At 61.1% G+C, this 26,679-nt stretch carries 34 protein-coding genes; 32 read left to right on the forward strand and 2 right to left on the reverse strand.

Features of this window, described 5'->3' with window-relative positions; genetic code table 11:
* Nucleotides 1–87 precede the first annotated feature (87 nt).
* From FFI94_RS18800 to FFI94_RS18940, 30 genes are all read left to right on the forward strand, one after another.
* Nucleotides 88–840, forward strand: coding sequence for a hypothetical protein (locus FFI94_RS18800; protein ID WP_138869163.1), 753 nt, complete (start codon nucleotides 88–90; stop codon nucleotides 838–840).
* On the forward strand, nucleotides 837–1,184 hold the full coding sequence (locus tag FFI94_RS18805) for a DUF6221 family protein (RefSeq protein WP_138869164.1): 348 nt from the start codon (nucleotides 837–839) through the stop codon (nucleotides 1,182–1,184). The genes FFI94_RS18800 and FFI94_RS18805 overlap by 4 nt, the downstream gene beginning before the upstream one ends.
* Before the next feature lie 352 nt (nucleotides 1,185–1,536).
* Nucleotides 1,537–2,127, forward strand: a complete 591-nt coding sequence (locus tag FFI94_RS18810; RefSeq protein WP_138869165.1) for an NUMOD4 motif-containing HNH endonuclease — start codon at nucleotides 1,537–1,539, stop codon at nucleotides 2,125–2,127.
* 90 nt (nucleotides 2,128–2,217) lie between these two features.
* Nucleotides 2,218–2,871: an HNH endonuclease gene (locus FFI94_RS18815; protein ID WP_260684202.1), complete on the forward strand. Its 654-nt coding sequence runs from the start codon at nucleotides 2,218–2,220 to the stop codon at nucleotides 2,869–2,871.
* Between the two features lie 209 nt (nucleotides 2,872–3,080).
* Entirely contained in the window at nucleotides 3,081–3,473 is a 393-nt protein-coding gene (locus FFI94_RS18820) for a hypothetical protein (protein ID WP_138869167.1), read from the forward strand.
* Nucleotides 3,418–4,884 (forward strand): hypothetical protein, encoded by a 1,467-nt coding sequence (locus tag FFI94_RS18825; RefSeq protein ID WP_138869168.1) that lies wholly within the window; start codon nucleotides 3,418–3,420, stop codon nucleotides 4,882–4,884. The genes FFI94_RS18820 and FFI94_RS18825 overlap by 56 nt, the downstream gene beginning before the upstream one ends.
* Nucleotides 4,885–4,891: 7 nt before the next feature.
* A complete protein-coding gene (locus FFI94_RS18830; protein WP_138869169.1) occupies nucleotides 4,892–5,098 on the forward strand; it encodes a hypothetical protein in 207 nt (68 codons plus the stop codon).
* A 10-nt stretch (nucleotides 5,099–5,108) separates the two neighbouring features.
* A complete protein-coding gene (locus FFI94_RS18835; protein ID WP_138869170.1) occupies nucleotides 5,109–6,347 on the forward strand; it encodes a phage portal protein in 1,239 nt (412 codons plus the stop codon).
* A complete protein-coding gene (locus tag FFI94_RS18840) occupies nucleotides 6,344–7,045 on the forward strand; it encodes an HK97 family phage prohead protease (RefSeq protein ID WP_138869171.1) in 702 nt (233 codons plus the stop codon). Before FFI94_RS18835 ends, FFI94_RS18840 begins: the two co-directional genes overlap by 4 nt.
* A gap of 22 nt (nucleotides 7,046–7,067) precedes the next feature.
* Nucleotides 7,068–8,375, forward strand: coding sequence for a phage major capsid protein (locus FFI94_RS18845; protein ID WP_138869172.1), 1,308 nt, complete (start codon nucleotides 7,068–7,070; stop codon nucleotides 8,373–8,375).
* A 27-nt stretch (nucleotides 8,376–8,402) separates the two neighbouring features.
* Nucleotides 8,403–8,558 (forward strand): hypothetical protein, encoded by a 156-nt coding sequence (locus FFI94_RS33750; protein ID WP_185993246.1) that lies wholly within the window; start codon nucleotides 8,403–8,405, stop codon nucleotides 8,556–8,558.
* Nucleotide 8,559: 1 nt separating this feature from the next.
* Nucleotides 8,560–9,063 (forward strand): hypothetical protein, encoded by a 504-nt coding sequence (locus FFI94_RS18850; protein ID WP_138869173.1) that lies wholly within the window; start codon nucleotides 8,560–8,562, stop codon nucleotides 9,061–9,063.
* Entirely contained in the window at nucleotides 9,060–9,380 is a 321-nt protein-coding gene (locus FFI94_RS18855) for a hypothetical protein (RefSeq protein ID WP_138869174.1), read from the forward strand. The genes FFI94_RS18850 and FFI94_RS18855 overlap by 4 nt, the downstream gene beginning before the upstream one ends.
* Nucleotides 9,381–9,382: 2 nt before the next feature.
* A complete protein-coding gene (locus FFI94_RS18860; protein WP_138869175.1) occupies nucleotides 9,383–9,652 on the forward strand; it encodes a hypothetical protein in 270 nt (89 codons plus the stop codon).
* Nucleotides 9,649–10,065, forward strand: a complete 417-nt coding sequence (locus FFI94_RS18865; RefSeq protein ID WP_138869176.1) for a hypothetical protein — start codon at nucleotides 9,649–9,651, stop codon at nucleotides 10,063–10,065. The genes FFI94_RS18860 and FFI94_RS18865 overlap by 4 nt, the downstream gene beginning before the upstream one ends.
* 43 nt (nucleotides 10,066–10,108) lie before the next feature.
* Nucleotides 10,109–10,666, forward strand: coding sequence for a hypothetical protein (locus FFI94_RS18870; RefSeq protein ID WP_138869177.1), 558 nt, complete (start codon nucleotides 10,109–10,111; stop codon nucleotides 10,664–10,666).
* A gap of 145 nt (nucleotides 10,667–10,811) precedes the next feature.
* Nucleotides 10,812–11,093: a hypothetical protein gene (locus FFI94_RS18875; RefSeq protein ID WP_138869178.1), complete on the forward strand. Its 282-nt coding sequence runs from the start codon at nucleotides 10,812–10,814 to the stop codon at nucleotides 11,091–11,093.
* A 10-nt stretch (nucleotides 11,094–11,103) separates the two neighbouring features.
* Nucleotides 11,104–11,607, forward strand: a complete 504-nt coding sequence (locus FFI94_RS18880; RefSeq protein ID WP_138869179.1) for a hypothetical protein — start codon at nucleotides 11,104–11,106, stop codon at nucleotides 11,605–11,607.
* Nucleotides 11,608–11,660: 53 nt separating this feature from the next.
* A complete protein-coding gene (locus FFI94_RS18885) occupies nucleotides 11,661–12,011 on the forward strand; it encodes a hypothetical protein (RefSeq protein ID WP_138869180.1) in 351 nt (116 codons plus the stop codon).
* 12 nt (nucleotides 12,012–12,023) lie between these two features.
* Nucleotides 12,024–15,620, forward strand: a complete 3,597-nt coding sequence (locus FFI94_RS18890) for a hypothetical protein (RefSeq protein ID WP_138869181.1) — start codon at nucleotides 12,024–12,026, stop codon at nucleotides 15,618–15,620.
* On the forward strand, nucleotides 15,620–16,543 hold the full coding sequence (locus FFI94_RS18895; protein WP_138869182.1) for a hypothetical protein: 924 nt from the start codon (nucleotides 15,620–15,622) through the stop codon (nucleotides 16,541–16,543). The genes FFI94_RS18890 and FFI94_RS18895 overlap by 1 nt, the downstream gene beginning before the upstream one ends.
* Nucleotides 16,540–18,228, forward strand: a complete 1,689-nt coding sequence (locus FFI94_RS18900) for a hypothetical protein (RefSeq protein ID WP_138869183.1) — start codon at nucleotides 16,540–16,542, stop codon at nucleotides 18,226–18,228. Before FFI94_RS18895 ends, FFI94_RS18900 begins: the two co-directional genes overlap by 4 nt.
* Nucleotides 18,225–18,638, forward strand: a complete 414-nt coding sequence (locus tag FFI94_RS18905; protein WP_138869184.1) for a DUF2744 domain-containing protein — start codon at nucleotides 18,225–18,227, stop codon at nucleotides 18,636–18,638. The genes FFI94_RS18900 and FFI94_RS18905 overlap by 4 nt, the downstream gene beginning before the upstream one ends.
* Nucleotides 18,635–19,381, forward strand: coding sequence for an N-acetylmuramoyl-L-alanine amidase (locus tag FFI94_RS34315; protein WP_260684203.1), 747 nt, complete (start codon nucleotides 18,635–18,637; stop codon nucleotides 19,379–19,381). The genes FFI94_RS18905 and FFI94_RS34315 overlap by 4 nt, the downstream gene beginning before the upstream one ends.
* Nucleotides 19,381–19,641, forward strand: a complete 261-nt coding sequence (locus tag FFI94_RS18915) for a hypothetical protein (protein WP_138869185.1) — start codon at nucleotides 19,381–19,383, stop codon at nucleotides 19,639–19,641. Before FFI94_RS34315 ends, FFI94_RS18915 begins: the two co-directional genes overlap by 1 nt.
* A gap of 5 nt (nucleotides 19,642–19,646) precedes the next feature.
* The gene (locus FFI94_RS18920) at nucleotides 19,647–20,033 is read left to right on the forward strand and encodes a hypothetical protein (protein WP_138869186.1); all 387 of its coding nucleotides are present in this window, start codon (nucleotides 19,647–19,649) and stop codon (nucleotides 20,031–20,033) included.
* Nucleotides 20,030–20,383: a hypothetical protein gene (locus FFI94_RS18925; protein WP_138869187.1), complete on the forward strand. Its 354-nt coding sequence runs from the start codon at nucleotides 20,030–20,032 to the stop codon at nucleotides 20,381–20,383. The genes FFI94_RS18920 and FFI94_RS18925 overlap by 4 nt, the downstream gene beginning before the upstream one ends.
* Nucleotides 20,370–22,211, forward strand: a complete 1,842-nt coding sequence (locus FFI94_RS18930) for a hypothetical protein (protein ID WP_138869188.1) — start codon at nucleotides 20,370–20,372, stop codon at nucleotides 22,209–22,211. The genes FFI94_RS18925 and FFI94_RS18930 overlap by 14 nt, the downstream gene beginning before the upstream one ends.
* Entirely contained in the window at nucleotides 22,208–22,462 is a 255-nt protein-coding gene (locus FFI94_RS18935) for a hypothetical protein (RefSeq protein WP_185993247.1), read from the forward strand. Before FFI94_RS18930 ends, FFI94_RS18935 begins: the two co-directional genes overlap by 4 nt.
* Nucleotides 22,459–24,450 carry a glycosyl hydrolase family 28-related protein gene (locus FFI94_RS18940; RefSeq protein WP_138869190.1) on the forward strand — a complete coding sequence of 664 codons (1,992 nt, stop codon included), beginning with the start codon at nucleotides 22,459–22,461 and terminating at the stop codon, nucleotides 24,448–24,450. The genes FFI94_RS18935 and FFI94_RS18940 overlap by 4 nt, the downstream gene beginning before the upstream one ends.
* 212 nt (nucleotides 24,451–24,662) lie before the next feature.
* Here the strand turns inward: FFI94_RS18940 and FFI94_RS33755 are convergent, their stop codons facing one another.
* The gene (locus FFI94_RS33755; RefSeq protein ID WP_185993248.1) at nucleotides 24,663–24,824 is read right to left on the reverse strand and encodes a hypothetical protein; all 162 of its coding nucleotides are present in this window, start codon (nucleotides 24,822–24,824) and stop codon (nucleotides 24,663–24,665) included.
* Nucleotides 24,825–24,968: 144 nt separating this feature from the next.
* Here FFI94_RS33755 and FFI94_RS18945 point away from each other — a divergent pair, with 144 nt between their 5' ends.
* Both FFI94_RS18945 and FFI94_RS33760 read left to right on the forward strand, forming a co-directional pair.
* Complete coding sequence (locus tag FFI94_RS18945; RefSeq protein WP_138869191.1) at nucleotides 24,969–25,208, forward strand: hypothetical protein; 240 nt, start codon at nucleotides 24,969–24,971, stop codon at nucleotides 25,206–25,208.
* 450 nt (nucleotides 25,209–25,658) lie between these two features.
* Nucleotides 25,659–25,814 carry a hypothetical protein gene (locus FFI94_RS33760; protein ID WP_185993249.1) on the forward strand — a complete coding sequence of 52 codons (156 nt, stop codon included), beginning with the start codon at nucleotides 25,659–25,661 and terminating at the stop codon, nucleotides 25,812–25,814.
* A 62-nt stretch (nucleotides 25,815–25,876) separates the two neighbouring features.
* Here FFI94_RS33760 and FFI94_RS18950 read toward each other — a convergent pair whose 3' ends face one another.
* On the reverse strand, nucleotides 25,877–26,293 hold the full coding sequence (locus tag FFI94_RS18950; protein ID WP_138869192.1) for a DUF4234 domain-containing protein: 417 nt from the start codon (nucleotides 26,291–26,293) through the stop codon (nucleotides 25,877–25,879).
* Nucleotides 26,294–26,679: the final 386 nt, after the last annotated feature.

The raw sequence follows: 26,679 nt of genomic DNA on the forward strand, positions 1-26,679 counted from the left end.
CAGTGCACCCAATTCCAGAGCTCTCAGTGTATTCAATCCCGTTGTGGCGCAATGTAACTGGGTATGGTATGTGGTAGAATCGGTAGCATGAGCGACTACTTCATCTCACGCGCTGCCCAGCATTTGCTCGTGAAGTTGCTCCGCGAGATCCCCGGCCTGGTCGAGGATCTCGCGGTCACGATTTGCCGCCTTGATCGGACAGGTAAGGGTGGGATCAAGGTCAGCTCGGGATCGGACGAGCAGCCGTTGCCCATTAACCTCGCCGCATCGGACGCCAAAGATGAGTTGCACAACGAGCTGGCATCGTGGGCACGGCATGTGTGCGAGTCGCGTGGGTTGAAGTACAGGCCAATCGGATTCACGCACGATGGCGACTTCATCGGACCGTTGCGAGTGGATGACAAGCGGGTGCCGTACGGATACCAAGAGTCACTGCTCGGCTTGGCGCACTGGCTGGACACGTACATCATTGCGTTGGCGATGACCGAGGGCAGCGAAGAGGCTTACAGCAGCATCGAGAAGGCGATGGGCAAGTGCCGGCGGGCGATGGATATTGCGCCTGAGGATGACGTGCCTGTGCGCGAGAAGGATGATGTGCTCGATCAGGTTGGCAGTCGGATGCTTCACCGTGCTGGCATCGTTCAGGTGGCTGCACTGTTGGCGCGGCACTATCCCGAGTATCGAGGGCTGACGGAGAATCGGGTGGACTCGCTTCGAAAGGGTGGGCACATCGTGGCTGACAGATGTGGCGTGGTGACGCAGGCTGAAATCTTCTGCATGGGGCAGGTATTGGAGAAGCACTTGACGGTGCCGACGAGAGCGAAGAAGGTTGCGGCATGACGATTGTGGAGTTTCTCGAGGCGCGGCTGGCCGAGGACGAAGCCGTTGCGCTGGCCTGCATTGATGGCCCGCCAGATGGAGGTTCGTGGCCCGACTCGAGATATGAGGCGCGAACGGCCGAGTTGATTCATTCGCGCCGTCATGATCCTGCCCGCGCCCTTCGTGAGGTGGCAGCAAAGCGAGCGATCCTCACTGAGTACGTCAATGAGAATTGGGTCCAGGAGCAGGGGCATCGCACAGCCTGGACCGAGGGCGGGCAAGCTGCACGGGAGACCGCCCTACGCCTGTTTGCGTCCATCTATTCGGATCACCCTGACTATCAATCGGAGTGGTCGATTCCTTAGCCGCACCCTTGGTGGTACGCTAGCCGCGAAGCGCGAGTTCCTTGTCAATGAGGTCTCGCGCTTTTGCTATGTCTGGGCATCTCGCCCCACCTACTTGCCGCACGCGCCCACTTCCCAGCGGCGCACCCTTATGAGGGAACATGCGGCAACCACCCCAGTGCAGCAGCTTGCCAGCGCGCCTGGGGTTCAACTTGCAGGAGGTCATGATGTTTGAAACCTGTCGAATCATCTGGGCCATCATCCGCATGTGGATTCTCTGAATCCTTTCGCCGACCAATAGATCCCAACAAATAGAAACCCCGGTAAGCGCTCTAACGCTTCCGGGGTCATAGCCAGCTGTAAAGGAGCTGACATGCACAACGGTATCGCAGAACAGTGGAAGTCCATTCAGGGGTACGAGGGCGTCTACGAGGTGAGTGATCGCGGTCGGGTGCGAAGCCTGGCCCGCACAGTCACCTTCAAGGATGGACGATCTCGGATGTGGCCCAGTCAGACTCTGGCGCAGACCTCCGACAACAGTGGGCATTTGAGAGTTAGCCTCAACAAGGCTGGCATCGGGGCAATGACCCTGGTGCATCAAGTCGTTGCTGCCGCGTTCATTGGACCCGCAGTGGACGGCATGGAGATTCGTCATCTCAATGACCAGAAGGGTGACAACCGGCTAGCGAACCTCGCTTACGGAACCAGGTCGGAGAACATTCTGGACCGCGTTCGGAACGGTATTCATCATCATTCGATCAAGACGCATTGCCGGCGCGGACACCGACTGGCCGAGCCGAACCTGGTGGAGAGTTCGCTCCGCCGTGGCAAGCGGGATTGCAAGGCGTGTCGATACGCACACAATGACCTGCACCGAAAAGGGCAGCCGACCGAGAGTCAGCTAAAGACGCTGGCAGACATTAAGTACCTCAACTGTGGACTGGGTAGCCCAGTGACCACATAGGAGGCAACAGTGGCTCTGACGGTAGTCATCGGCCCGCCATGCGCTGGCAAGTCAACTTGGTGCCGTGAGCATGCGGGGCCCGAGGATGTTGTGATTGATTACGATCTCCTCGCCAACGCCCTGTCTGCACCGCGTGAGGGTGACTCGAAGCATGAGCACGCCAAGGGCGTGAAGGCTGTGACCAAGGCTGCGAGACAAGCGGCCATCGACAAGGCCATCACGCTCCGAGACATTGACGTCTACCTCATCCACTCCACACCCTCGACTCAGCTCCTCGCCAAGTACCGCAGCTACGGCGCCCGCATCGTCACCGTGGACCCCGGCATGGACGTCGTCATGGAGCGAGCCAAGAGACTCCGGCCGTACTGGATGCAACCCGTCATCAAGAAGTGGTACGCCGAACGAGGCGCCAAGACGATCGGTGCGCCGGCCAAGCCACTGACTCGGACACAGCGCGGACTCGGCACAGCACACGACCATCAGCGCACACGGTTGCTCGTGGCTCACGTCGACGGGACGCTGTGCTGGTGGTGCAACGAGCCCATGTACCGGGACGATGCTCGCAACTTCGATCAGGCCGGCCTTGAGGCTGACCACAGCATCGCTCGATCTCAGGGCGGCACTGTGGCCGACCGACTGTTGCATCGACGCTGTAACCGCTCGCGACAGGGTGGCAACAGGGACCACTTGCGCCCTGCCCTTGAAGGTGCTAGTGCTCCGCTGACGACCCGCCAATGGCTCTGAGGGGCAATGGATCTGGGCTCGTACTGGCTCGCTGACGTGAGGGGCTGAGCGGCCCTGTGACGGCCTGGATCGCCTGGGTGTGACCCGGTATGCCTGCCCTGGGGAGGGGCCCTCAGATCGCTGTACATCGCCATCTTCGGACTCCTCCGGTCGCCGACAGTCCCGCATATCCCCCCGACGTGCAGAGCTACGTGCAGAGGAGGCCTCAGGTGCCCTCAGGTGACCCAGCAGCCACGCTGCGACCACGCGACATGGGCGAGGCGGGAGAGACGGTCTGGGAGGCGCTGACAGCAGGTCATCGGACGGTGGCCGAGCTGGCCCTCATCGCCGAGGCTGCACGCGTCACTGACCGCCTCCGCAAGCTCGACGACGCCATTGCCGGCAACGACGACCGGTGGGCAACGCTCGTCGCCGCACGAGACAACGGCGATGAATTGATCATCCGCATCGACGGAGCCCTTCAGGAGGCACGTCAACAGGCGGTGGTCCTCAAGCAGATCCTCGCTCAGATCGAGATCGAGCCGGCCAAGAAGGAGGCGTCGCCAGATGACATCGACTTTGGAAGCCTCACCGTTGTTCGGGGCACAGGTACCGAGAGTTGAGCATGGCCCGCAAGGTGTCGGCTCACAGGGTGCTGGCGCTGTTGAGCTTGCTCGGCGGGCTGGCATTGACCTGTTCCCTTGGCAGGAGCGCGTTCTGGACCGCTCGATGCGGGTCGATGACGACGGTAAGTGGGCAGCCCCCGAGGTTGCGCTGATCGTCTCCCGTCAGAACGGCAAGGGTGAGGTGCTGACGGCGCGCTGCCTGTACGGGCTGTTCGTGCTGGGTGAGAACATCTTCCACTCGGCGCACGAGTTCAAGACTGCAGCGGACGCGTACCGGCGAATCAAGGCTGTGATCGTGGCGACGCCGGCGCTTCATCGCCGGGTGGTTCGGTACAATAACTCTCACGGCCAGGAGGGTATTGAGCTGGACACGGGCAATCGCCTGATGTTCATTGCTCGCACTGCCGGTTCCGGTCGAGGCTTCTCGTCGATCGACCTGTTGATCTTGGATGAGGCGTACAACCTGCCGGATCACGCGATGTCGGCGCTGTTGCCGACGCAGATGGTGTCGAAGAACTCGCAGACGCTGTACACGTCGTCGGCGGTCGATATTGACGAGCATCCGCAGGGGTATGTCCTGTCGGCGATCCGTGAACGTGGCCTCGCTGATGAGCCTGGCGTTTATCTTGCGGAGTTCTCTGCGGCGCCCGAGTTGGAGCGTGACGATCCTGCTGCGGCTGCGCAGGCGAATCCTTCGATGGGCCGGTTGTTTCCGGTCGAGAAGATCATGTCGAAGATGCGGTCGATGGCGACGCCGGCGATGCAGCGGGCGTATGACGTCGAGTTCCTCTCTCGCGGCAAGTGGCCGACCGCTGGTGAGCAGGAGATCGTCTATGTCATCGACCCGGGCACCTGGTCTGACCTGACCGATACGGCGCCGGCGCTGACTGATGATTTCGCGATTGCTGTTGACATGCCGCCCGATCGGTCGGTGTGCACGATCGGCGCGGCGACTCGTCGTGTCGACGATGGTGTGCACTTCGAGATCATCTTTCACGGCTCGCCCCGTGATGCGGCACAGTTGGTGCGGACGATCGTGGCGAATCAGCCTCCGCGCGCGGTGGTGATTGCGCGTACGTCTCCGGCTGCGGCACTGGTGCCCGAGCTTGTGGGCATCGACGTGATGCTGACGAATGACACTCAGATGGCGCAGGCGTGCGGCTCGATCGTGGATGAGATCCCCGAGGGCCTGATCTCCACTACTGGCGATCCACTGTTGGCGGAGGCGAATGCTTCGGCTTCCAAGCGTGATGTCGGCTCGGGTGGCGCGTGGGCGTGGGATCGCCGCGGCGAGTTCGTGATCACTCCGATGGTTGCGATCACCCTGGCCCGCTTCGGACTGTGGGCGGAAGTGGAAGAACCTCAACCCGATTCGGTCTACGAGACCGAAGACCTCTTTGTCGTCTAGGAGCCCCATGCAATACAAGCACCTGCAGGCGAAACCTCGGGTGGTCGTCAACCTTCTGTCCGGAACTTCGGTCAGCGGTGTTGTCGTATCCACCCGCGGGCCACTGCTCACTCTCAAGTCGGCGTACGTCCACGAGGACGGCGCAGAAGCCATGCCCGCTGACGGTGAGATTGCGATCGACAAATCGAATATCGACTTCATTCAAGCCTTGTAGGAGGTGCCGCATGGCGTTCGTGACCTCCGAAGGCAAGCTGAAAAGTCTGTCTCGACTGGAACTTCCGTCGAGCTCGATGCTCAGGCTGACCGATTCCGTGTCGATGGATTACTACGAGCTATGGAAGAAGCAGTCGGCGGTGCGGACTGCTGTTACTTTCCTCGCCCGCAACATCGCCCACCTCGGATTGCATGTCTTCGAGCGCAAGGGTGACGACGATCGCCAGCGCTTGACTGATCATCCGTTGGCGGCGCTGTTCAGTCGACCGAACCCGGCGACGACACGCTATCGGCTAATGGACGCCCTGGTCCACGATCTTGCGATCTACGACATGGCGTACTGGCAGAAGGTGAAGACATCGGCCGGCACCCCTGGCCTAGTCCGCCTCCCTCCTGCGTTCGTGACACCGAAGGGTGAGAATTGGTTCTCGCCTGAATATTTCGAGGTCAAGGGCTCAAGAGGCAAGATCGAGGTCAAGGCCGACGAGATCGTGTTCTTTCACGGCTACTCGAACACCGGCATTGCTGGCGAGTCGCCGATCGAGTCCCTGCGCAGCACACTGTCCGAAGAGTACGAGGCTTCGGCGATGCGCGAGCAGATGCTCAAGAACGGCGCCCGTGCGAGCGGCTATCTCGAGCGCCCGGTCGGCGCGGTGTCCTGGTCGCCTGAGGCGAAAGCGAAGTTCGCGAAGGGCTGGCGCTCGCAGTACTCGGGCGGCGGCACAAACGTGGGCGGTACGCCAATCCTCGAAGACGGCATGAAGTTCGTGCCGGCGTCTCAGTCGGCGAAGGATCTGCAGTACATCGAGGCGCGCAAGCTGACTCGCGAGGAAGTGGCTTCGGCGTACTTCATTCCGCCGACGATGCTCGGACTGATGGGTGGGGCTACCTACTCGAATATCACTGAGCAGCACAAGATGCTGTATCAGGACACGCTCGGGCCGTGGCTGCAGATGATCAAGGAAGAGATCGAACTGCAGCTCGTTCCCGATCTTGCTGACGGCGATGTCTACGTCGAGTTCAATCTTCGCGAGAAGTTGACCGGCTCGTTCGAGGAGCGACAGGCAGCGATCACCGGCGCCGTGGGCGGTCCGACGATGACCATCAACGAAGCTCGGGCGCTCGATAATCGCACCCCGCTTGATGGCGGCGACGTTCTCATTCGTCCACTCAACGTCACGCAAGACGGCGATCCCAAACCTATTCCTGCCGAGCCTGCCGGCACCAATCCCGAGGAGGTCGTGCAGTGAAGACCAAAAGCACTGCGGCATATTTCAAGGCGGAACCCGAGGGCGCTGACGGCAGCTTCACGGCTTACGCGAGCGTGTTCGGGAACATCGACAGCTATGGCGAGATTGTGATGCCCGGCGCGTTCAAAGCGGATCTCGAGCGCTGGGAAGCAAAGGGCGATCCGATCCCGCTCCTCTTCGGCCACAACATGAGTGATCCCGACTTCAACATCGGACACATCGTCAAGGCCGAAGAGGACGATGTCGGGCTGAAGGTTCACGCGCAGATTGACATGGAGTCGCCGAAGGGTCCGCAGGTGTACCGGCTCTTGAAGTCGCGGCGCGTCTCTCAGATGTCGTTCGCGTTCGATGTCCTCTCTGGCGCCCCATCGAAGCGTGCCAAGTCGGACGGCGACGGCGAGGACAACGTATACGAGCTGCACAAGCTCAAGTTGCATGAAGTCTCCGTGGTGCCGCTCGGCGCCAATCAGGAGACGGACGTGCTGTCTGTGAAGTCGGTGACCGACCTGCTCGCAGAAGTCAAGGCGGGCCGTGCGCTGTCCTCAAAGAACGAGGAGTCGCTGCGCGGTGCGTACGAGTCCATCGGTCAAGTCCTCGAATCTCTCACTCCTGGCGAGGTTGTCGAAAAATCGGCACCCACTCCGCGCAGGAACTCCGCGATGGCAGACGTCATCGACGCGGAACTTTCATTCCTCTAGCCCTCGAAAGGGGTACGCCATCATGGCATCTACCGCACGCATTGCCCGGCTCAAGGGCCAGTCCGATCTCGTTCTCAAGGCCATGCGAGACATTGCATCCAAGGCTGACGAAGAGGCTCGCGACCTCACTGACGCAGAGCAGGGAGAGTTCGACGCATTCAAGGCACAGGCCACTGAACTCGTCGCGAACCTGCAGGCTGCTCGCGAGGATGTGGAGATCATGTCCGCAGCGGAGACCCTGTCCAAGCAAGTTGGCGTTGAGCCTGTAGAGAGCGACGAGGAGCCGAAGGGTTACCGCGCTCGCGCCAAGTCGCTCGGCTTGCAGGTCGTGGACTCGCTGCAGTTCAAGAACGCGATGGCGCCATACAAAGAAGGCACCGTCCCGGAACGTGCTCGTTTCCAGACTGATCCCGTATCGGTCAAGGGCCTGTTCACCGGTTCGGCCGACACTTCGGGTGGCGCGTTCGTTGTTGCCGAGCAGACCGGCATCGTGGAGATGCTGGGCCGCAAGGAACTGACGATCCGCGATCTGGTCTCGGTGCGTCGCACCGGCTCCGACACGGTTGAGTACGTGGCGCAGACCTCGCACACCAACGCTGCTGCGACGGTCCCGGAAGCGACGTCGTCCGCCTCTCCGACCGCCCCCGGCACTGCCGGCGCATTGGTTCCCGCGGCCGGTGGCGGTTACAAGCCCGAAGGCTCATGGGCCTTCGAGCGCAAGACGGCGGTCGTCAAGACCATCGCAGAATGGGTGCCTGCCACCAAGCGCGCACTCGCCGACGTCGCATCCCTCGAAGGGCTGATCAACGACGAGTTGGCAGCCGATATCAAGGAAGCCGAAGAGGGTCAGATCCTCAATGGTGACGGCACAGGCGAGAACCTGACCGGCATCAACTCCTGGTCGGGAGTGCAGACGCAGACCTACGCCACCGACTTGCTGACCACGGTCCGCAAGGCAGTAACCAAGGCTCGAATCGTGGGCCGTGTCGCCCCGAATGCCATCGTGGTCAACCCGGCTGTGGCCGAGGCAATCGACCTTCTGCAGGATCTCAACGGCATCTACCGCTTCGGTGGACCGCAGGCGATCGGGCAGCGCACCATCTGGGGCCTGCCTGTCATCGAGTCCGAATCGCAGCCGGTCGCAACCGCACTCCTGGGCGACTTCCAGAAGGCGGTCCTGTGGGATCGCGAGCAGACCACGGTCACCGTGACCGACTCGCATGCGGACTTCTTCATTCGCAACATGGTTGCGATCTTGGCTGAAGAGCGCATCGGGTTCGCGGTCACGCGCCCGACCGCATTCGTCAAGGTCGGCACCGGCGTCAGCTAATCGACGATCACACGGAAGGAGGTTCCGATGGGACTCTCTGAATACAACGTGGTGATCGACGGATTTGCAACGACGCTGCAGCTCTCCGACGAGGATGCCAAGGCTCGCGGGTTGGTGGCGGCGAAAGCTGTCACTGCTCCGCCGAACAAGGCGCGCACTCGCACTCGTACGAAGAAGGTGTGACGTGGAGCCGCTGATCAGTGTCCAGGAAATTGAGGCTCGACTCGGCGGCAGTGGCGTCACTCAGGCGTACGTGGACGGGGTGTCTGCAGCGATCCGTAGTTATTGCGGTTGGCATGTGGCCCCCGTCCTCGAGCAAACGTTCGTCGTCGACGGCACCGGTGGTTCGGTGTTGAATCTGCCGACGCTGCGTCTGGTCTCGGTGGTCGAGGTCAAGGTGCAGGGTGCTGCGATTGCGGAGCCTGAGTGGTCGCATGACGGGACGATGCGCGGGTCATGGCCGGATGTTTATCGCGCTGTCGAGGCGAAGGTGACACATGGTTTCGATGATGCTCACGATGTCATGTCGGTGGCGATGGATGCTCTTGCTCGGGCGGTGAATTCGGAGTTGGGCGGCGGCGAGGAAACTATCGGGCCGTTCAGCTTCGGGGCATCGCAGGGTGGTGTGAGTTTCTACGCTCATGAGCTGGATGTGTTGAACCGCTACAGATTGCCGAACATGCCATGAGCGAAGAAGTGATTCGCATCCGCCGCAATCCTGGCGGACTGGATGACAACAACGATCCGATCCCGTCGTCCGTTTCGCGTGACCCGCTCAAAGCTAAGGCTGTCGCTCCTGGTGCGTCGAAGCGCAATGCGTCGCTGGCGCGCCAGGGCGAGACCATCGAGCACACCGTGTACTTCATGCCAGCCCCGGATCTGACTAACGATGACGAACTCGAGATAAGAGGCCTCGTCTGCAAGGTCCGGATTTTGGATTGGCGGTCCGCGTTCGGCACTGGCCGGCGCGGGCTCGAAGTCCTGGCCGTCACAGGGAGGGGGTAGTCGTGGCGAGCAAGTTCAAACTCGACAAGGCTGGCGTAGGTCAGATCCTCAATTCCCCTGAGGCGCAGGCGGCGTGCATGGAGTTGGCCGAGCAGATTGCGGGCAACGTTTCCGTCAAGGATGGCGTCGACGTGATCGTGCGGCCGTACAACTCGGACCGAGCTGGCGCGTCGGTGTTCATCGCCCACCCTGGCGGGTTGGGGATGCAAGCGAAGCATGGCGCTCTCTCTCGGGCTGCGGCGTCGGTGGGTCTCACGGTGAAGCCGCGGTGAAGGCGCTTCGTCAGCCGGGTGAGGCCGCTGTCCCGGTAAAAGATTTTCTTGTCTCCCGGCTGGCAGTAGCGCAGCCGGGCGTGAAGGCGGCACTCAATCTGGACTCGAAGTGGACGCCTGCGAATGGTTCTGGCGTTGCGTCGAATCCGGCTGTCGTCGTCTTTGATGACTCGGGCTCGCTGGATTGGCCGGTGTCGACGACGCATCAGATTCGCGTGACGGTCTGGTCGGACTCGCGCACCAAGTCCCGGAAGATCGCGGGCATGTGTCTCGGTTGGCTGCTGTGCTCGAAAGTCCCTGGCATCACTCACATAGGGCCTGGCTCCCATCTCATCGAAACCCTGGACCCCGACAACGGTGGTCGCATGGTGTCTTTCACGGTCAACGCGAAGGTGCGGACCGTCTCACTCTGATTGCCACCTCGGTGGCCCAATCCCCTGGAAGGGGTGCTTTTCTATGTCCGGACTTATCAATCCCGACCTGTCTCGGATTTGGGACGAGGCCGAGGTGTACGTCATCTTGAATGCGGACGTCCCGAGTGGCGGCATTTCGACGCTGATCCCGGCAACGGTTGACGCTGCGATTGCTGCCGACTGGGAGTTCGTCGGCCTGCTCGATGCAGCCAAGGGAATCCCTGTGACGCCCGCGATCGAGATCACGCACTACGACGGCTACGGTCACCCGCGGTACCGGTCGAAGGCGAAGAAGGGCACGCTCACGACGGGCTTCACTGCGCTGGAAGACAATGCGGTCACTCGCAAGCTGGTGCTGCCCGGTTCGGCGGCGAACAAGATCGGTGCGCCGAAGAACATTCGCGGCTACACGCTGTACGTCCTGCGCGATGAGGACATTGCGACCGATATTCGCGTGTCGACTCGGCCGGCGCTCTTCGAATTGGCCAGCCACACCGGCGCCATCGAGGGCGGGGCGGAAGCATACGAGATCACGTGCCATCACGCGAATGACGCTAACGGTGACGTGTTCACTCGTATCGAGACTGACACAACCCCTTAGGGGCCGCGTCGGTACCTGATCCCGAACCCGACGCGGCGTTCGCCCCCGAGGACGACGAACCTCCCGAGGACGTCATCTGATACCCCGGCCGCCAGCGGTGTGCAGCCCGCTGGCGGCCGGTTCTCAATGCTGCACAGGGAGAGTCATGCGACAGAGAATCCCGAGCATCGCGGAACGTACGGAAGTCGCCATCGAGCTCGGCATCATCAAGCCGGGCGAGGAACTGACGCCGCGCCTGCAGAAGAAGCTCGCGCAGACAATCCAGATCGCCGAAGGAGAAGAGGCCGAAGCTGTGGAAGCGGCTGCCTCTGATCCTGTCGTGCTGATCGCCAAAGTCCATGCCGACCTACTTAAGGCCGGCCTCACATCTTTCGCCGCCGACCGTATTGCGGCGGCCATCGCGCCACAAATTTGGCGCGACAACTAAGGAGCTGCACATGCCCTCAAATACTGATTTTGACGCCTTTGACGACGGCAATAAGAGCGTCGAGGAATTGGCTGTCGAGGTCGCTGAAGCGCGACTGGCAGCCGCACGAGCCCGCGCCGACGAGTCCGAAGACTACGACGATGTCGAGGAAGTGGAGGCTGCAGTTCCTGCGCCCGCCCCTAGCCCGAATCGTGCGACTCGACGAGCTGCGGCACGAGCGCCGAAGCCGAAAGCCGAACCGAAGCAGGAGCAGTCGACGGGCCGCGAGGATGAGGCAGTCGAGGACACCCTCGAATTCAACTTCAACGGAGTCGCGTACACCGCGCCGGTCGCAGGCCGCACTCGAGGTCTCGTCGCCGCCATGGAGGATCAGAGCGTTCGGCGCATCCTCATCTCAATTCTCGGACATGAGCAGTATGAGGATTTCCTCGAGACGGACCCGTACGACTCCGAATACATGGAACTGTTCCGCACCTGGGCAAAGGCGGCAGGTTTCCGGATGCCGGGAAACTAGTCAGCCTCCTGGTCGCGATCCGCGACCGGGGGGACGCTATCGAGGCGGACCTGATGCGCTACTACCGAGTTGAATTGCGGGATCTTTTTCGGCCTAGTGGTGGCGCATCCAAACTCACCCTGCGGTTGCTGTGGGTGTACATCCGGCACTTGCCGGCAGATTCAGCGCTCGCGATATCTGAGAACGGCGGCACTCAGCCGTGGACGCTTGCCGATCATCTCGCAGCCGATACATGGCTGGCGATCGTGCAGTCGAACTCACCCAAGGGCAAGGCCCCGAAGGATCACCCGGCACGTGAACGTGTCAAGAAGAAGTTGACCTCCAGCAAGGCGACCAAGAGTCGCAGTGCTCACGATCGAGCAAAAGCGCGCAACGCCGAAAGGCTCAGGCTCGCAGGACGATAGGAGGCGACAGCCGTGGCATCAATCGGGTGGGCAGGCCTGCAGATCATCCCGACCATCAATGGTGTGGCGGGGCAGATCAGCAGTCAACTCGTTACGCCGCTTCAGCAGGGTGGACAGCAGGCCGGCCAGGCTGCGGGACAGGGTGTGGCGAGTGGCCTCACCTCGCAGCGTACGACTGTCGAGAAGGCTTCGGCGCAGCTCGCGGCGGCTCGCGGTAAGGAAGCTGACGCCGCGGGCAAGGTCCGTGTCGCAGAGCTGAAGCTGCAAGAACTCCGGGACAAGGGCACCGCGTCGGCGTCACAGATCGCCGCCGCCGAGGAGCGTCTCGCCACCGCCAACCGTGGACATGACAACGCGATGGCGGGCCGAGTCCGGGCGGTCAACAACCTGACCGAGGCTCGTGCTCGTGCCGCGAACGGCGCCGACGAAGAAGCCGATGCCGTCGATGACGCCACCGACGCACAGGAACGCAACGGTGACAGTGCTGTCGATCTGGCAAAGAAGCTCGGCGGCCTTGCCATCGCAGCCGCAGGTATCGGGTCGGCAATGGACCTCGCCACACAGAGTATGGAGAAGTCTCAGCTCGGCTCGAAGCTCGCCGCATCGCTGGGCGAGTCACCGGAAGAGGCAAAGCGGTACGGCGAGGTTGCAGGCAATCTGTACGCCTCCGGCATTGGCGAGTCCATGGAAGACGTTGCCGCATCCGTTGCCGCAGTAAGCGGAACCTTCGGATCACTCGACAGCATGGGCGCCGGTCGCCTGGAGGAACTCTCGGGCAAGGCGTCGAATTTCGCGGCGGTATTCGATCAGGATGTCGCAGGGTCGATCGAGACTGCCGGCCTGATGATGCAGAACGGTCTCGCGGACAATGCCGATCAGGCATTCGACCTGATGACTCGCGGCATGCAAGAGGTTTCGGTTGGGATGCGGGAAGAGATTCCGGCGATCCTGAACGAGTACGGCACAAACTTCCGCGCTCTTGGCTTCAATGGCCAGGACGCTTTCAACATGCTGATCTCAGCATCGCAGGGCGGTGCGATCGCCCTCGATAAAACGGGTGACGCGCTTAAGGAATTCACGATCCGTGGCGCTGACATGTCCACATCATCGGTCGATACGTTCAAGCTGATTGGACTGTCGGGCGAGGAGATGGCGAATGCTATCGCGACTGGTGGCGCGGGCGCGCAGGAGGCCTTGCAGAAGACTGCTGCCGGACTGCTCAAGATCGAGAATCCTGCAGAACGAGCAAATGCTGCGATCGCACTCTTCGGTGCACCGCTCGAGGATATGTCCGTCGACAAGATCCCAGGATTCCTCGAGTCTCTCGCCGGGACTGAAGATGTCATGGGCGACGTCACGGGCGCCACCGATGAGATGACGGCGACTCTAAACGACAATGCGGGGTCGGCATTCGAGAACATGAAGCGGGCCATCACCGGCGAGCTTCTGGGTGGTCTCGAGTCGATGGCGGACTGGGTTGGTCGAAATACCGAGCTACTGAAAACTATTGGCACAGTCATTGCGCCACTCGTTATCGGGCTCGTGGCGTACAAGGCCATCACACTCGGCATGGCCGCCGCGACTGCGACATGGAATGCGATCCAGATGGTTCTCAACGGGACCATGATGCTCAACCCGGTCGGGTTGATCGTCGCGGCAATTGCTGGACTCGTGGCGATCGTCATCCTGATTGCCACGAAAACGACATGGTTTCAAACGATTTGGGAAGTCGTTTGGAATGCCGTGTCGGCGGCGTGGGACTGGGTATGGGGAAAACTCAAGGAAGGCTTCGAACTTCTCAAGGGTGCGTTCCAGGCTATCGGCGACAAGGCCGGTGAGGTCAAGGATTGGGTCGTCCGCAAGTGGGACGAGATGGTCGGATTCGTCACTGGGCTCCCGGGCCGGATCTCATCTGCAGTTTCTGGTATGTGGGACGGCGTCAAGGATGCTTTCAAGGGCGCCTTGAATTGGATCATCGACAAGTGGAATAACTTCCGCATCCCGGCGATACGTGTGGCTGGCGTTCAGGTCAGTCCGGAGATCAACTTTCCGGACATCGCACGTTTCGCTGCGGGTGGTGATGTGACCGGTGGCGTTCGAGGCAAGGACTCGGTCCTGGCGATGCTCATGCCAGACGAGCACGTGTGGACGACTAAGGAAGTCGCTGCAGTCGGCGGTCACGGTGCCATGTTCCGGATGCGTGAGGCTGCCCTGATGGGTGACCTTCCAGCCTTCGCAACGGGCGGCGCGGTCCAGGGTCCAGGCATCAACCGGGACAAGCCGAAGTCCGCTTTCGCGGGCGTGCAAACTACCGCAACGGCATCGGTTCCAACGTCAGCTTTCGCGGGCGTGACAACCGGGGCAACGGCTACCGCATCCGGGCCGCCATCAACGTTCTACAAGGATATGTACGGCAACGGAACATCAGCTCCGGCTCCGACGATTGCCGTCACGGGCAATGGTGGTGGTGGTGGTGGCGCGTCTGGAAACTCTGGAACCTCGGGCGCATCGGGCGCATCGGGCGGTGGCGGCGGCACATCCAGTGGTGGAGCAAGTACGGCCACCGCGGCGATCTCGGGAACGGCGACTGTCGACGGCCTGGTGGAGTTCGCCAAGGGTGTTGAGGGTGCGCCGTACGTGTGGGGTGGCGTCAACTGGGGCGACTGCTCTGGCGCAATCTCAGCCATCGCCAACTATGTCACCGGCAGAGCACCTTTCGGTTCTCGTTTCGCGACGATGACCGAAGGTGCGGAGCTGGCGGCACGCGGTTTCCAGTCCGGCCTCGGCCCTGCCGGGTCGCTGAACATCGGCTGGTATAACGGCGGCGAATGGGGCGGTCACACGGCCGCGACACTTCCCAATGGCGTCAACTTCGAGATGGGTGGAGCGGGCGGCGACGGCCAGTATGGCGGATCTGCTGCAGGCGCTCGTGATTCGATGTTCACCGACCACAAATTCCTGCCTGCAAGTTTCTTTGCATCCACGGCGGGCGGCGCCAGTGGAAGTGATTCGGCATCGAACGGCGGAACGTCAGATAGCTCGTCGGGTTCGGATAGCTCGGGCAGTGGAACATCAGCGTCGAGCGAGCCGAAGCAAGTGTTCTCGGGTCGCGACCGTGTCAAGACGATGTTCACGGATATCGCGGGCATCTGGTCCGACTCCCTGATTGAGATGACGGGCGTCGGCGAGTATCTCGATCTCGCTGACCGGTACACGATCGAGGACAGCAATGCCAGCACGGCGGAGATCAGCACCCCGTCGACCGGGCAGGAAGGCAAGGTCGGCAACGAGAACATCGCACCGTGGATCGAGCAGGCGCAAAACTTCCTCAGTGGCGTTGGACTCTTTGACACGGGCGGTGTTTGGGAACCGGGAACTTTCGGGTTCAACGGACTCAATGAGCGCGAGTACGTCCTGAAAGACGCTCACTGGAACACAGCCCAGGCCAACATCGCCAAGGTCGACGAACTTGTCGGCGCCGGCGTGGGTGGCGGCCCTCGGGTGCAGATCACCAACAACAACAACCAGATCATCGCCGACCAGGCCTCCTGGCAGCGCGATCAGGCGAGCCGTGACCGGTTCGCGCTCATGAGATACGGGGGGAACTAGTGCTCGATATCGCCATCATCGGCGCGAACGGCCACCGTCTCGACATTGCCGGACGTAACGCCGGTACCCAGGGTGTCGTCGCTGCAGCCGGTCAGCTCCAGGGCATCCTTGGCGCCCCAATCAGCAGCGAGTGGAAGCGTGCAGCACGGGAAAGGGGCGGGCGATTCAAGTCCCGCACCTTCCCGTGGCGCGATATGGCCATCGGGCTGCATCTTTTCGGAGATGACGGCCCGATGGACATCGAGCAACTCGACGGTCTGCTGGATCAGATGATCACCGACGCCCCGGACGAGTGGGATGACGACGAGGAACTCGCTCGGGTCGTCGTCAAGTCCAAGCGTGACATTCGGCGTCTGTTCATTCAGCGGTACGACAACACGGATCTTGATCCTGAGTACGATCCGACGCTCGAAGATGAGCAGTACCTGAATCCGATCTACAAAGTTCGTTCGGCTCAACCGTTCTGGGAGGGCCGACCGGACGTCACGCACTTCGAGGCGGGTGCGACGTCGGCTTCTGGATTCATTGAGGTCTGGAATCCGACGCCGATCACCATGATTCAGACATGGGTGCTCACTCGGGCGCAGTGGAATGTCCCGGACACGTCGTGGGTCGGCAAGAAGGGGCGGCGCGTTCCGGGCGGCAGGTTCGTCAACCGCATTGTGCCGCTCCTGCCGATCGACTCCGTTCATGCCGGGGCTCGTATCAACTATGACCCGATGCGTCTGATGCTCGAATCCTGGTCCGGTACGAACCTTCTCGGCGCGAGCGGTGGCCAGAACTTCTTCATGCACAAGATTCCGCCGTACACCCCGCGGACTCTGCTGCCAATCAGTTACACGGGCGCCCCCGCGGGGGGTGCTCGGGCGGAACTACATCAGCCGCGGCTATGGCCGAAGCCATTTGGAGGTGAGCTGATGTGACAGCAGTCGATTTCGACCTGACCCTCGCCGAACAATGCGCCGCGATCATGGAGGAAACCGATCGGATTCATCGTGAACTCGAGCGGATGCGCAATACTCCACCGCTGCTCCGCCTCTGGACGGGCGCGAACTGCGACCTAGTCCACATTGTCGAGTGCGAAGACGATGCGAGATGGGAAGATCCGGAGCTTGATACCGGTGTCGGCACCCTGAAAATCGATTTTTCGATGCCGCAAGCACAGTGGCTCAACGACATGCACGGCCGTATGGAGCGCGGCGAGAAGATCAACGTCATTGTTTCGGTCGATTACATGGGCATTCGCTGGTCGGGGCTCATGAAAGAGGTCGGTGTCGAGACGGATGACCTCGGATATTCGGTACTGACGGCCACGTTCCTGTCCGATTTTCAGCAGCTCAAGACGAAGCTGCTGTGGTCGACGCCGGTTATGCCTGCGATTTTCCAGCCGATCAAGGTGTTCGGGCTTGCGGGCCCGATCCCGTGGGTGGTTCTCGGCGCACTGCATATCAATTTGCGGCGCGAGAACTCGCCGATCCTCACCCTTCCCGATGATCCGCTGAAGTTTTCGTCGTGGTGGGAGGGCTACGACATGTCCACATGGACTGTCGTCACCAAGCCTGGCAGCTTCATGGACGGGGTTGCCTCGGGTGTTCCGTGGGGCAAGCTGACGTCCCGCTTCAAGTACTGGCATGAGGCTGCAACGGCGATGCTCGCGGACGGCGAGCAGTCGCTGCAGTGGCGGCGCTGGTTCACCGGTGACCCGCTTCCGTGGCCCAACGCGAAATTGCGTCACGGCGCGCTCGTTGTGTGGGTCGAGGACAAGTCCGGAATCTTCGCAGGAACGTCCAATGGCGGCACCTGGTTCGACGGACTCAAGCGAAACATTCGCTCGTACACCGATGACTTCTACGAGGACATTGACGAGGCGATTACGGGGATGCCGACTGTCGCGGACTACCGCGTTCCGGGCAAACGCCTGACGGACGCCCGAGTTCCGTACGTCTACTACCCGCCTGACAGCCCTGGTGTCATTCGCTCGAGCTTCCGGCAGAAGTTGCCGGGCCCGGTGCAGCTCGTCACCGGTGGTTCGTCGATGCCGGGCGTCAATGAAACTATGGGTGCCCTCGTGCAGGGCGTCTTCGATGTCGTCGGCAACGCTCTGCAGTTCGGATCGGTCGGCGGGTCCATTGACCGAATCCTGGCCCCGTTCTACGAGGACACTGTGGCCGCGTGGATTGCGGTCAAACTGCTACGGCGGGCGCAACAGGTGGGTGACTTCCGGGAGTTCGAGTACTTCATTGCCTCCGGCGGCAAGGCGTACACGCTGGACTCACTGGCGGCGATCCGTGCCGGCGCTTACGAGACGCGCACGATCTTCTCAGGCTCGATGGAAATCGCCAATGCCGCACCGTATGTCATCGGCGCACCGGGTATCGGTCACTTCGACCGCGGTGATCGTGTCGCAACCCGTATCCCTGGTGATCTGACGCAGCGGATTCATGTCGAGCGTGTCTCGAATCGAATCATCGCGTGGGGTGTGGACCGGGTTGTGGATGTCGAGATCGTTCTCGGCGGCGAGAAGCTGCAGCAAGACCCGATCCTGCGACTGATGTCCGAGATCGCCACCACGAAATCCGAACTGAAGGACATGGGGGTCATGGGGTGAAGAAAGAAGAGATCCCGCAGCGGGCATCGTGCGACCTCGATGATCCGGAGGAGATGTTCTGGTGGATGTTCGTCTCGATGCCTGGACTCAAGGGCGCGTTGGCGATGGTCCCGCTCATCTATTACCGGCTGATGTCGAAGCGTCTGCATGATCTGGGCGCCCGGCTCAAGTGCGATGCGTGCGGTCACATGGCCGAGCCGACACTGAAGCTGAGATTGCCGCAGACGGAAGAGCATTGGATGACCGGACTCGGCAAATGGGTGCCGGTTGACGAGCCTGATCCGCCGCAACCACAGGCAATCGACATTGTTCGGAAGATGCCGCAAGCGGCCCGAGATGACTTAGACCAAGCCCTCGCCATTTTGAAGGCTGAGGGCACCATGCAACCCCTGAACGAGGAGGAATCGTGACCTGGACAGGAGATCCCGTCTGGCTTGCAGATGTATTGCGGGCCGAGGGAGTGAAGGTTGTCGAGTATCCCGGCTGGAAAGACCGCGGGCACGGCGACATGGGCACGATCTGGGGCGTCATTGCGCACCACACCGGCAACAATCCACCCGGCAACAACCCCGGCTACATCGCGAATCACCCCTCACTAGGACTGTGTTCGCAGATTCACCTCTCCCGAGATGGTGTCGCAACCGTCGTGGGTGTCGGTGTCGCATGGCATGCAGGAAGTGGCGCATACCCGGGCCTGCCGACGAACGGTGCGAACGAACGCACCATCGGCATCGAAGCCGAAAACAATGGCACCGAAGGCTGGACGCCCGCGCAATATGACGCCTACGTGCGTTGCTGCGCTGCGATCCTCCGCAAGGTGGGCCAACCCGCATCCCATGCCATCGGCCACAAAGAGTGGGCCGGTGCCGCACAGGGCAAGTGGGACCCGGGCGGAATGGATATGAGCAAGTTCCGCGCAGACATTCAGGCTCGCATCGACAACAGCCCCAAGGAGGGTGAGATGGATTTCGCAACATTCAAGAAGTACATGGACGCAGTGGTGTCCGACGTGAAGGACATTCGCGAACAGTTGTGCGGTTCGGGGCAGCGTGACGCCGGCCAGTTCAAGGGTTGGTCTCAGCTTGGTGGCAAGACGGTGGTCGATGCGCTCGCCGACATTCAGGCACGGCTCACGAAGCTGGAGGGCAAGTGATGTCTGAGAATTCAACCGTTGCAACACAGACCGCGTACCCGTGGCGTGCAGTCGCTCGTACTGTCGTCGCGTTCCTGATTGCGATCCTGCCGTATGTCGCAGCGGCGCTGGCAGATGCTTCGACGGCAACACAGTCCACCGCCCTGATTGCGGGCGCCGGCGTCGCGGGCGCGGTCACGAAGGCGCTGGCGAACCCGGCGGTCGACGCGATCCTGAAGAAGTACATTCCCGCGCTCGCAACTGCACCCAAGCAAGGGTGATCCCCATGTCAGGGGTACGCATCGTCTCCCTGATCATGGGATTGATGTCAGTTCTCGTCGGCGTCACCTACTGGGGACCTACCCATTGGGTGCGCCGACCCCTACCGCCCGGCCAGGAAACGCTCGTCGTGATCATCGAGTCCATTGGCCCGGTGTGGCCGGTCATCTTCACGGTGACCGGCGTCCTACTGGTGATGTCGGCGCTGTTCAACCGCTATCCGGTCGCAGCACATGTCGTCGGAATCTTCGCGTGGATGTTTTACGGCAGCGCGATCCTGGCAGGCTCCATCCTCGCTGAACCTCCCGCGCCGATCGTGACGGGTCTGATCTCTATCAGCATTGCTGGCATCCATTTTGGGATGACCAGGGCACATCAGGAGGTCGGTGAGTGAGCGCAGAATCCTTGGGCGTCCTACTTGCGCTGATCGTTGCGTTCAGTACCGCTTTGGCCGGTGCCGTGACGGCGTGGAAGCGCGCACCCCAAGACAACATCACGACCCTTGCTGCACGGCTGGATAATTCGGAGGCTCGCGCAGACAAGGCAGACCGACGAACGGACGAACTCGAAGCGAAGGTTTCAGCTCGAGACAAAGTGATTGACCACATGGACCGCTGGCAGCTCGCGGCGCGCATTCACATCGCTCGACTTCAGAACACTTTGGCGGATAACGGAATTGTTGTGCCCGCCCCGCCCGCTGATCTGGAAATTACACCAAAGGGGGTTGTCCGTGACCTCCCCTGACCCCACTACCGGCGACGGCTTTTTCGACGGCCTCGGTGGTCTCGCGGCGTTCTCGCAGAAGACGCAAGCCCAGTGGGAGGCCGAGCGCGAGGCCGAGATGTTCAGCCTGGTCAATCCGATCGAGGGTTTCGGCACCTGGGTTCAGTCGCTGATCTCATGGGCTGGCGGCATCATCCACGACGGCATTGTGGTCCTGCAGGATCTCGCAACCCGGGTGCTGGTGTGGATCAAGAATGCGATCGCGAATGTGCTCGAGCTGTTCTCGGGCGTGCCGTTCATCGGTGACGCGATCGGCGGTCTCGCGGACCTGTTGCGTGGCACTGACGACAAGGCGACTGAGGCTGTCGAGGTCGCGATGACGTCGGCGGAAGATGCTGCAGAGGCAGCAACGAAGGCGTCGGCGAACGAGGCCGGCAACATCGCGAACTCCTTCGCCATCGCCGAAGCGAACCTTGCGCTCGGCACGAAGGCTGACATCTCCGCGATTCCGACGAACGTGCCCGGTTACGTCACGCTCAATCCCGTTGAAGATGCAGTGTTCCCGCGTACAGGACTTGCCCCGATCCCCATTGGCGTCACCGGAAAGACATCCCTCGAATTCGGTGGAGAGAATTACCAGCACGACCACACCTTGAGTTCAGTCTCCATTGCATGGGCGCAGCCGATCTACACGACCGCACTGAACCGCTACGACATCGGCTACATCAATGCGACCAGAGACCGGATCTACAACACCGTGGGCTTTGTGATCGCAGCGCAAACCGTCACAACCAAGGCGTACATGTTCGTGACGATCTACAAGATGGACCGCGACCCGACGAGTCACTTCCCGAACGGAAACCTCACCCGAGTCTGGACCAGCGGAGTCGGCAACGTGAACACGATTCCCTCGACATTCGGCAACGCTGCCCAAGACGTACGCATTGACCTCGGCATGGACATTGTCGCAGACCAAGGGGACTGGTACGCGGTTCTGATCAGCCAGTACGGGGCGGGTCGAACTCCACGCAACCTCCTCGGCATGAGAACCGCGACGATCAGCGCCATGTCTGGGGTTCACCCGACGCGACTCGCCATGAATAAGTCCACGACCACCGTGGAACCACCGGCCACCCTGACCGCTGCTGAACTCGACAACACATCTGAGTGGATTCCGTGGGTGTGCATGGGCCAGACATTGGGCCTGATCAAGGTGAGTCTGGCTGACCTGTTTGATCGTGCCAATGCTGCGACTCTTGGCCCGAACTGGGCTGTGTACGGCGTCGGCATGGACATCGTTTCCGGTATCGCCCGGTGTAAGCGTATCGACCATGGCCGCTTCACGTCCCGCAAAGTGGATTACGCGCAGGCCGTGTACGTCTCCCAGTTGGCGACGGACGCACAAGCGGCGTCGGTGAAGATCGACGCCTTCGACCGAACGAACGCGGACCTCGAGGACAATCCGGCCGCGATGGTTGCAGTGCGAGCGAACTCCGACATGAGTCATTGCGTCCGCATCGGCATCCGGTGGGGCCTGATCGAGATCCGTCTCTACAACGCGGCGAATCCGAATGGTGTCACCAAGAATTCGACGACGCGTACATGGGCGGCGGGTGACGTTGTGGAGCTTCGGGCGACTGACGATGTGGTTACCGGCAAGACGGACTTCACGGCGTACGTCAATGGCGATTCAGTCCTGACGTGGCCCGACCTCGCCAGTGAAGCATCCAAGGGCGCCGCGTTCCGACGCGCAGCCTTCGAGACAGCGTCCACACACCGCGGCGCAATCTTCGGTTACCTGTCGATCCCTTCTGTGGGAGCAAATGAATGGAAGGCGAGAGACCTTTGAGCGCAACATTTTCGGTCCCCGGACTTGGCGGGATCACGTTCACGGCAGAGTTCGATCCAGACCTGAACTGGCTGACGATCGCTGGCCGCAATGCCGACGACAAACTGGTCTCGAAGACCGGCATCTCGGTAACGCCCGACGTTGTCGAGGATGTCCCGATCTTGCCCGAGCCGATCATCCCCGAGGGCGGCACGGAAGCCACTGCCGCGCACATCGAAAGCTTCGCCCCACCTGAGGAGGTGTCCGAATGACCATTGTCAGAGCCTCTTTCGTGGATGGTGTCCGTGTCCCGTTGGGTAGCGGCACGATCACGTACACGCCGACGCGCCCTCTTCCGTCGACGGAGGATGCGAGCAAGACGGTTATGCCGGTTCATGCTCAGGCTTCGGTGACGGCTGGCGTGGTGCAGGAGAAGGATCTCAACCCTGGACCGTACGACGCGAAGATCGACATCAACGGCAACGCGTGGTTCACGGAGACGTACAAGATCATCGTCCCCGAGACCGGTCCTGTGAATCTGATGGATCTGGTCGAGGAGACGACGGAGTATCAGCCACCGGTGGTTGGTGCTGTCACGGCACTGCGGAATGAGGTCGTTGCCGCTGTTGCTGCGGTCGAGGGTTTGTCGACGGCGCAGGATGCTGCGGTGGCTGATCTGGTCGCTCCGGGTACCGCGACGAAGGCGGCACTGGACGGCACCTACGCCCCGAGTTCACTGTCCACAACAAAGGCGGATGCGTCGTCACTGACTGCGATCGCGCCCGCTGGCGGCGTGCGTGCAGTCGGCAAAGGCGAGTTGATCTTCAACGTCAGGGATTACGGTGCAGTCGGTAACGGCATCACCGACGACGGTCCTGCAATCGAAGCGGCAATCGCCGCGATCAATGCCGTACCAAACGCCTACAGTGCCGCAGGAGTTCTACTCTTCCCGCCTGGCAAATTTATGGACTCCAAGAATCATGTGATCCCGTCCAACAAGCGGATCCATATTCGAGGATCGCAGATTTACACGAGCATCGTTACCCGGACAGGCGCAGCGTCTGGGGACTGGTGGACTCTAAACAGCAACTCGGGAGGGATGGAGACCATCACCCTGGAAGGTGGTCGCTACCAAGGGGCGACGGGTGACGCTGTAGTTCTGAACGGCGCTTACGGGTATCTGACCGACGTTCAGATAGTGAAGTCTGGTGGCAGTGGCCTAGTTGTCGGCAAAGCTGCGCCCGCTATCGCTCCCAGGATCACGCACGTATCGATCAGTGAGTGCGCTCAATACGGTGCTCAGATAGTTGCAGGGTCCGGGTCCACTGATGGCATGTGGGTAAATGTCGTCATCTCTGCCACTGGGTGGACGGGGTTCAAGATCGAGGAATCCGCGCAGAACATTCTCAACCTTCACGTGTGGGGTTGTGGTGTCGAATCCACCACCGACTATCACGGAGTGTGGATCACCGCTACCGGTTGCCTGTTCGCCACGTGGCAGTCGGAGAAGAACCTCGGTTCAGGGATATACATCCAAGGCAACAACAACCAATTTGTCGGCGGGCGCGCATGGGGCAACGGGCTGTCAGGAATTAGATCCTTGGCATCCAACCGAAACAACTACGTCGGTAATGAGATTTATTGGAACGGCGTCAAGAACACAACCCTGACCTCGACCATCAGTTTCTCGGGTATCCACATGGACAACTCGCAAGAGAACGTCCTCACGGGAAATAATGTGTGGGATTCCGCCGTCGAAATCCCAGCGGGTAACTACGTCACCGTTCCGACACACCCTTATCCGGGACGAACTGCGACACAAACGCAGCCGTACAACTACGCGGAGGCCGGGACTTCCGACTTCAACGTACTGGTAGGAAATTCGATGCGGAAAGAACGTGCACGCTCGGGTGCGTACAACACAACAGATGGCGCAACGTTCGGCAATAGCAACATATGGTCCGGGAACGACCTTGGGTCTGCGCCCGTGCCGACCAAGTCGGTTGCCGGCGGTGCGGTACGTATCGCGGCGGAATCGGACACTGCCATAGTGTCGGCGTCGCAAGAGATTACAAGTATCCTTGGTCATCGAGCAGGCAGGGTGGTGCGCCTGATCTTCACAAACGCCAGCCCACAGCCTGTCCGCGACAACGGCACCACTTTGAATCTCAATGGCGACTTCGCCCCTACACAGAACGATGTTCTGTCACTTGTCAGTGACGGAACCAACTGGTATGAGGTCAGCCGCTCCGCTAACTGACAGGCGGCATTCAGGGCGGTTTCGAGCGTGCGCATGTAGGACTGTGCGATGTCCGACTTATCCCGATGCGCATCATATTGCCAACAACGGCCGCAACTCCTATCGCTGCCTGATCGGCCTAGCCTTGCGCGAGAGAAGCCCTTCAGTGATTCGAAAGTTACTGATGAGATGGATGGCGCAATCGCCGACATTCACGCCTGGTGGACTGGACGCTAATCGCGGCAACGATTCGGCTGCTTCTCACGCTTTTCCGCACGTCGCAGTTCGGCGGCTGATTCTTCGAGGTCAGTGTGGCTGATTGCACGACCGATCCAGAAGGCAGCTAACGTGCCCACGACGATCCAGACGGCGACAATTCCGACAATCCACCACATAGCTGGAAGTGTGCCACAGGTTGTCTCGTATTACTGGACCTTGGTCCAGTTTGAGTGGAAGGTTCACCCCCGAATTCACCCGCCCAGGATCCTCTTCGCGCGAAACTTCGGACCTGGAGTTAGCGACGATGGCATCATCGGCAGATGATCAATCCAGAACTGACCGTGCAGGAGATCGCGGACGACATCGCTCGACAGATCCCCATGATTACGAGCGCGTATGAAAACACCCCGTCAGAGTTGGAGAAGTATCGACTGCGTGGCCGCGTGGGGGTTCTTCTTGAGATGATGCTTGCGATCGATCCCGAGTTGGGTGAGATGCTAAAGGCTGAATGGGACACGCGCACTACGAGCGCAAGTTGGACTGATGAGTTGAATCCGTAACCCGCCCAGAATTGCTCATTATGCCCCGCCCCGAGATCCGGGTGCGGGGCGTTTTGTGCGTTCGGGGTGGACCCGCCGGCGCCAAACCTGTGAGTGAGCGCCAGCGGGTGCACATCGCCTTCCGATGCGATGCACTTTCCCCTTCGTCCATCTTCTGGCTGTGACCGCATGAGAAGGTGGACCTCCTGCGGCGTACCACTTTCCCGTGATCTCAGCGCCGCACCACCGGCATACCCAAACGGCGAACCTCAAACACGGATTCTGTCCCGCCCCGGCACGTCAGGTGGCTTACCGGGTTGGGGGTTTGTGTATCCAACCCGGTAAGCCGATGGCCCGCCGGAAAGGTCGGGGGGACATTCCGGTGAGCCAACCCGTATATCGCCCGAACCTGTTGAACCGTAAACTGTTCGTGGCACAGTTCACAGACCCGCGCCTGAGATACTCGACGGCATGGCATTCGAACCTGCTCCCGACGAGGGTCAACCCGGCACCGTCCTACTCCCGGACGGCTCCTGGGCGTACCGATGGAAAGACGCACCCGACGCCGAACTGATCATCATGAAGAAACCCGAGTCGATCTACACGCCGCCGCCGGCGAAAAGCTGACAGCAAAATACCCCGCACCTGACGGATCAGGTGCGGGGTATTTTTGTGCGTTCAGGAATTAGCTAGGCCCTGTGGCTTGCCTGGATATCCGCAAGGGTATTGATTCGGCGCTGCAGGTATCGAGTTTGCGACCCGAACCATGCTGGCGCCCATAGCCATGCCATGACCGGCGAAACCGTTACGGGCGAATTCGCGATCCCGTGGGCTTGGTTCAACCGCTTCGCAGTGCGCGACAATCCTACGAGGCCGTAAAACGGGATGATCTGCGACCACCATCGCGTCCAGCCCTCACGCTCGCTGCCCGTGAATGCTGCCAACTCGCCGTTGATACGGTCGTACCAGACGAGGTAGTAGATCCCGAAGGTGATCACGGTCAGCCACCACAGCCCCCACGGCCCCTGCTTCCGGATTGCCGATTGCTGAACCGGCGACTGAATCCCCTGTTGCGTCATTGCGCTGCCCTTCGAGTCTTTGCCCACGCGTTACTCGGTGGGCGCTAGATACTCATACCAGACGGAACGGTCGTAACGGGGCCTATTGCTTCTGTGAATGCCAGGAGGTGAGACGTGATGCGGGGCCGGCTGGTCTTCCCTTACCCTCCGGACCCCGCGCGACAGACGATAGCAGAATTTCGAACGTGTGTGCGAAACTATGAATATGTCCATTGAAGCAGCGCCCCCGTTCTGTCCCAATGGGCACACGCTCGCGGCGAACACCTGCCTCGTCGGCTGGGAAGTCTGCGGCTGCGAGTTGGCCGAGAACGGCGGGCATCGGACGCACTACTGCAAGACCTGCGGCGAAACCGTTCGCACTCCCCCATGTGCCGGCGCCATGCCGCAGGCGGATCGGTGGGCGAGTCGAACGT

Origin of the sequence: Rhodococcus sp. KBS0724 (genome assembly GCF_005938745.2) — a bacterium.
In the GTDB taxonomy this organism is placed as follows: domain Bacteria; phylum Actinomycetota; class Actinomycetes; order Mycobacteriales; family Mycobacteriaceae; genus Rhodococcus_F.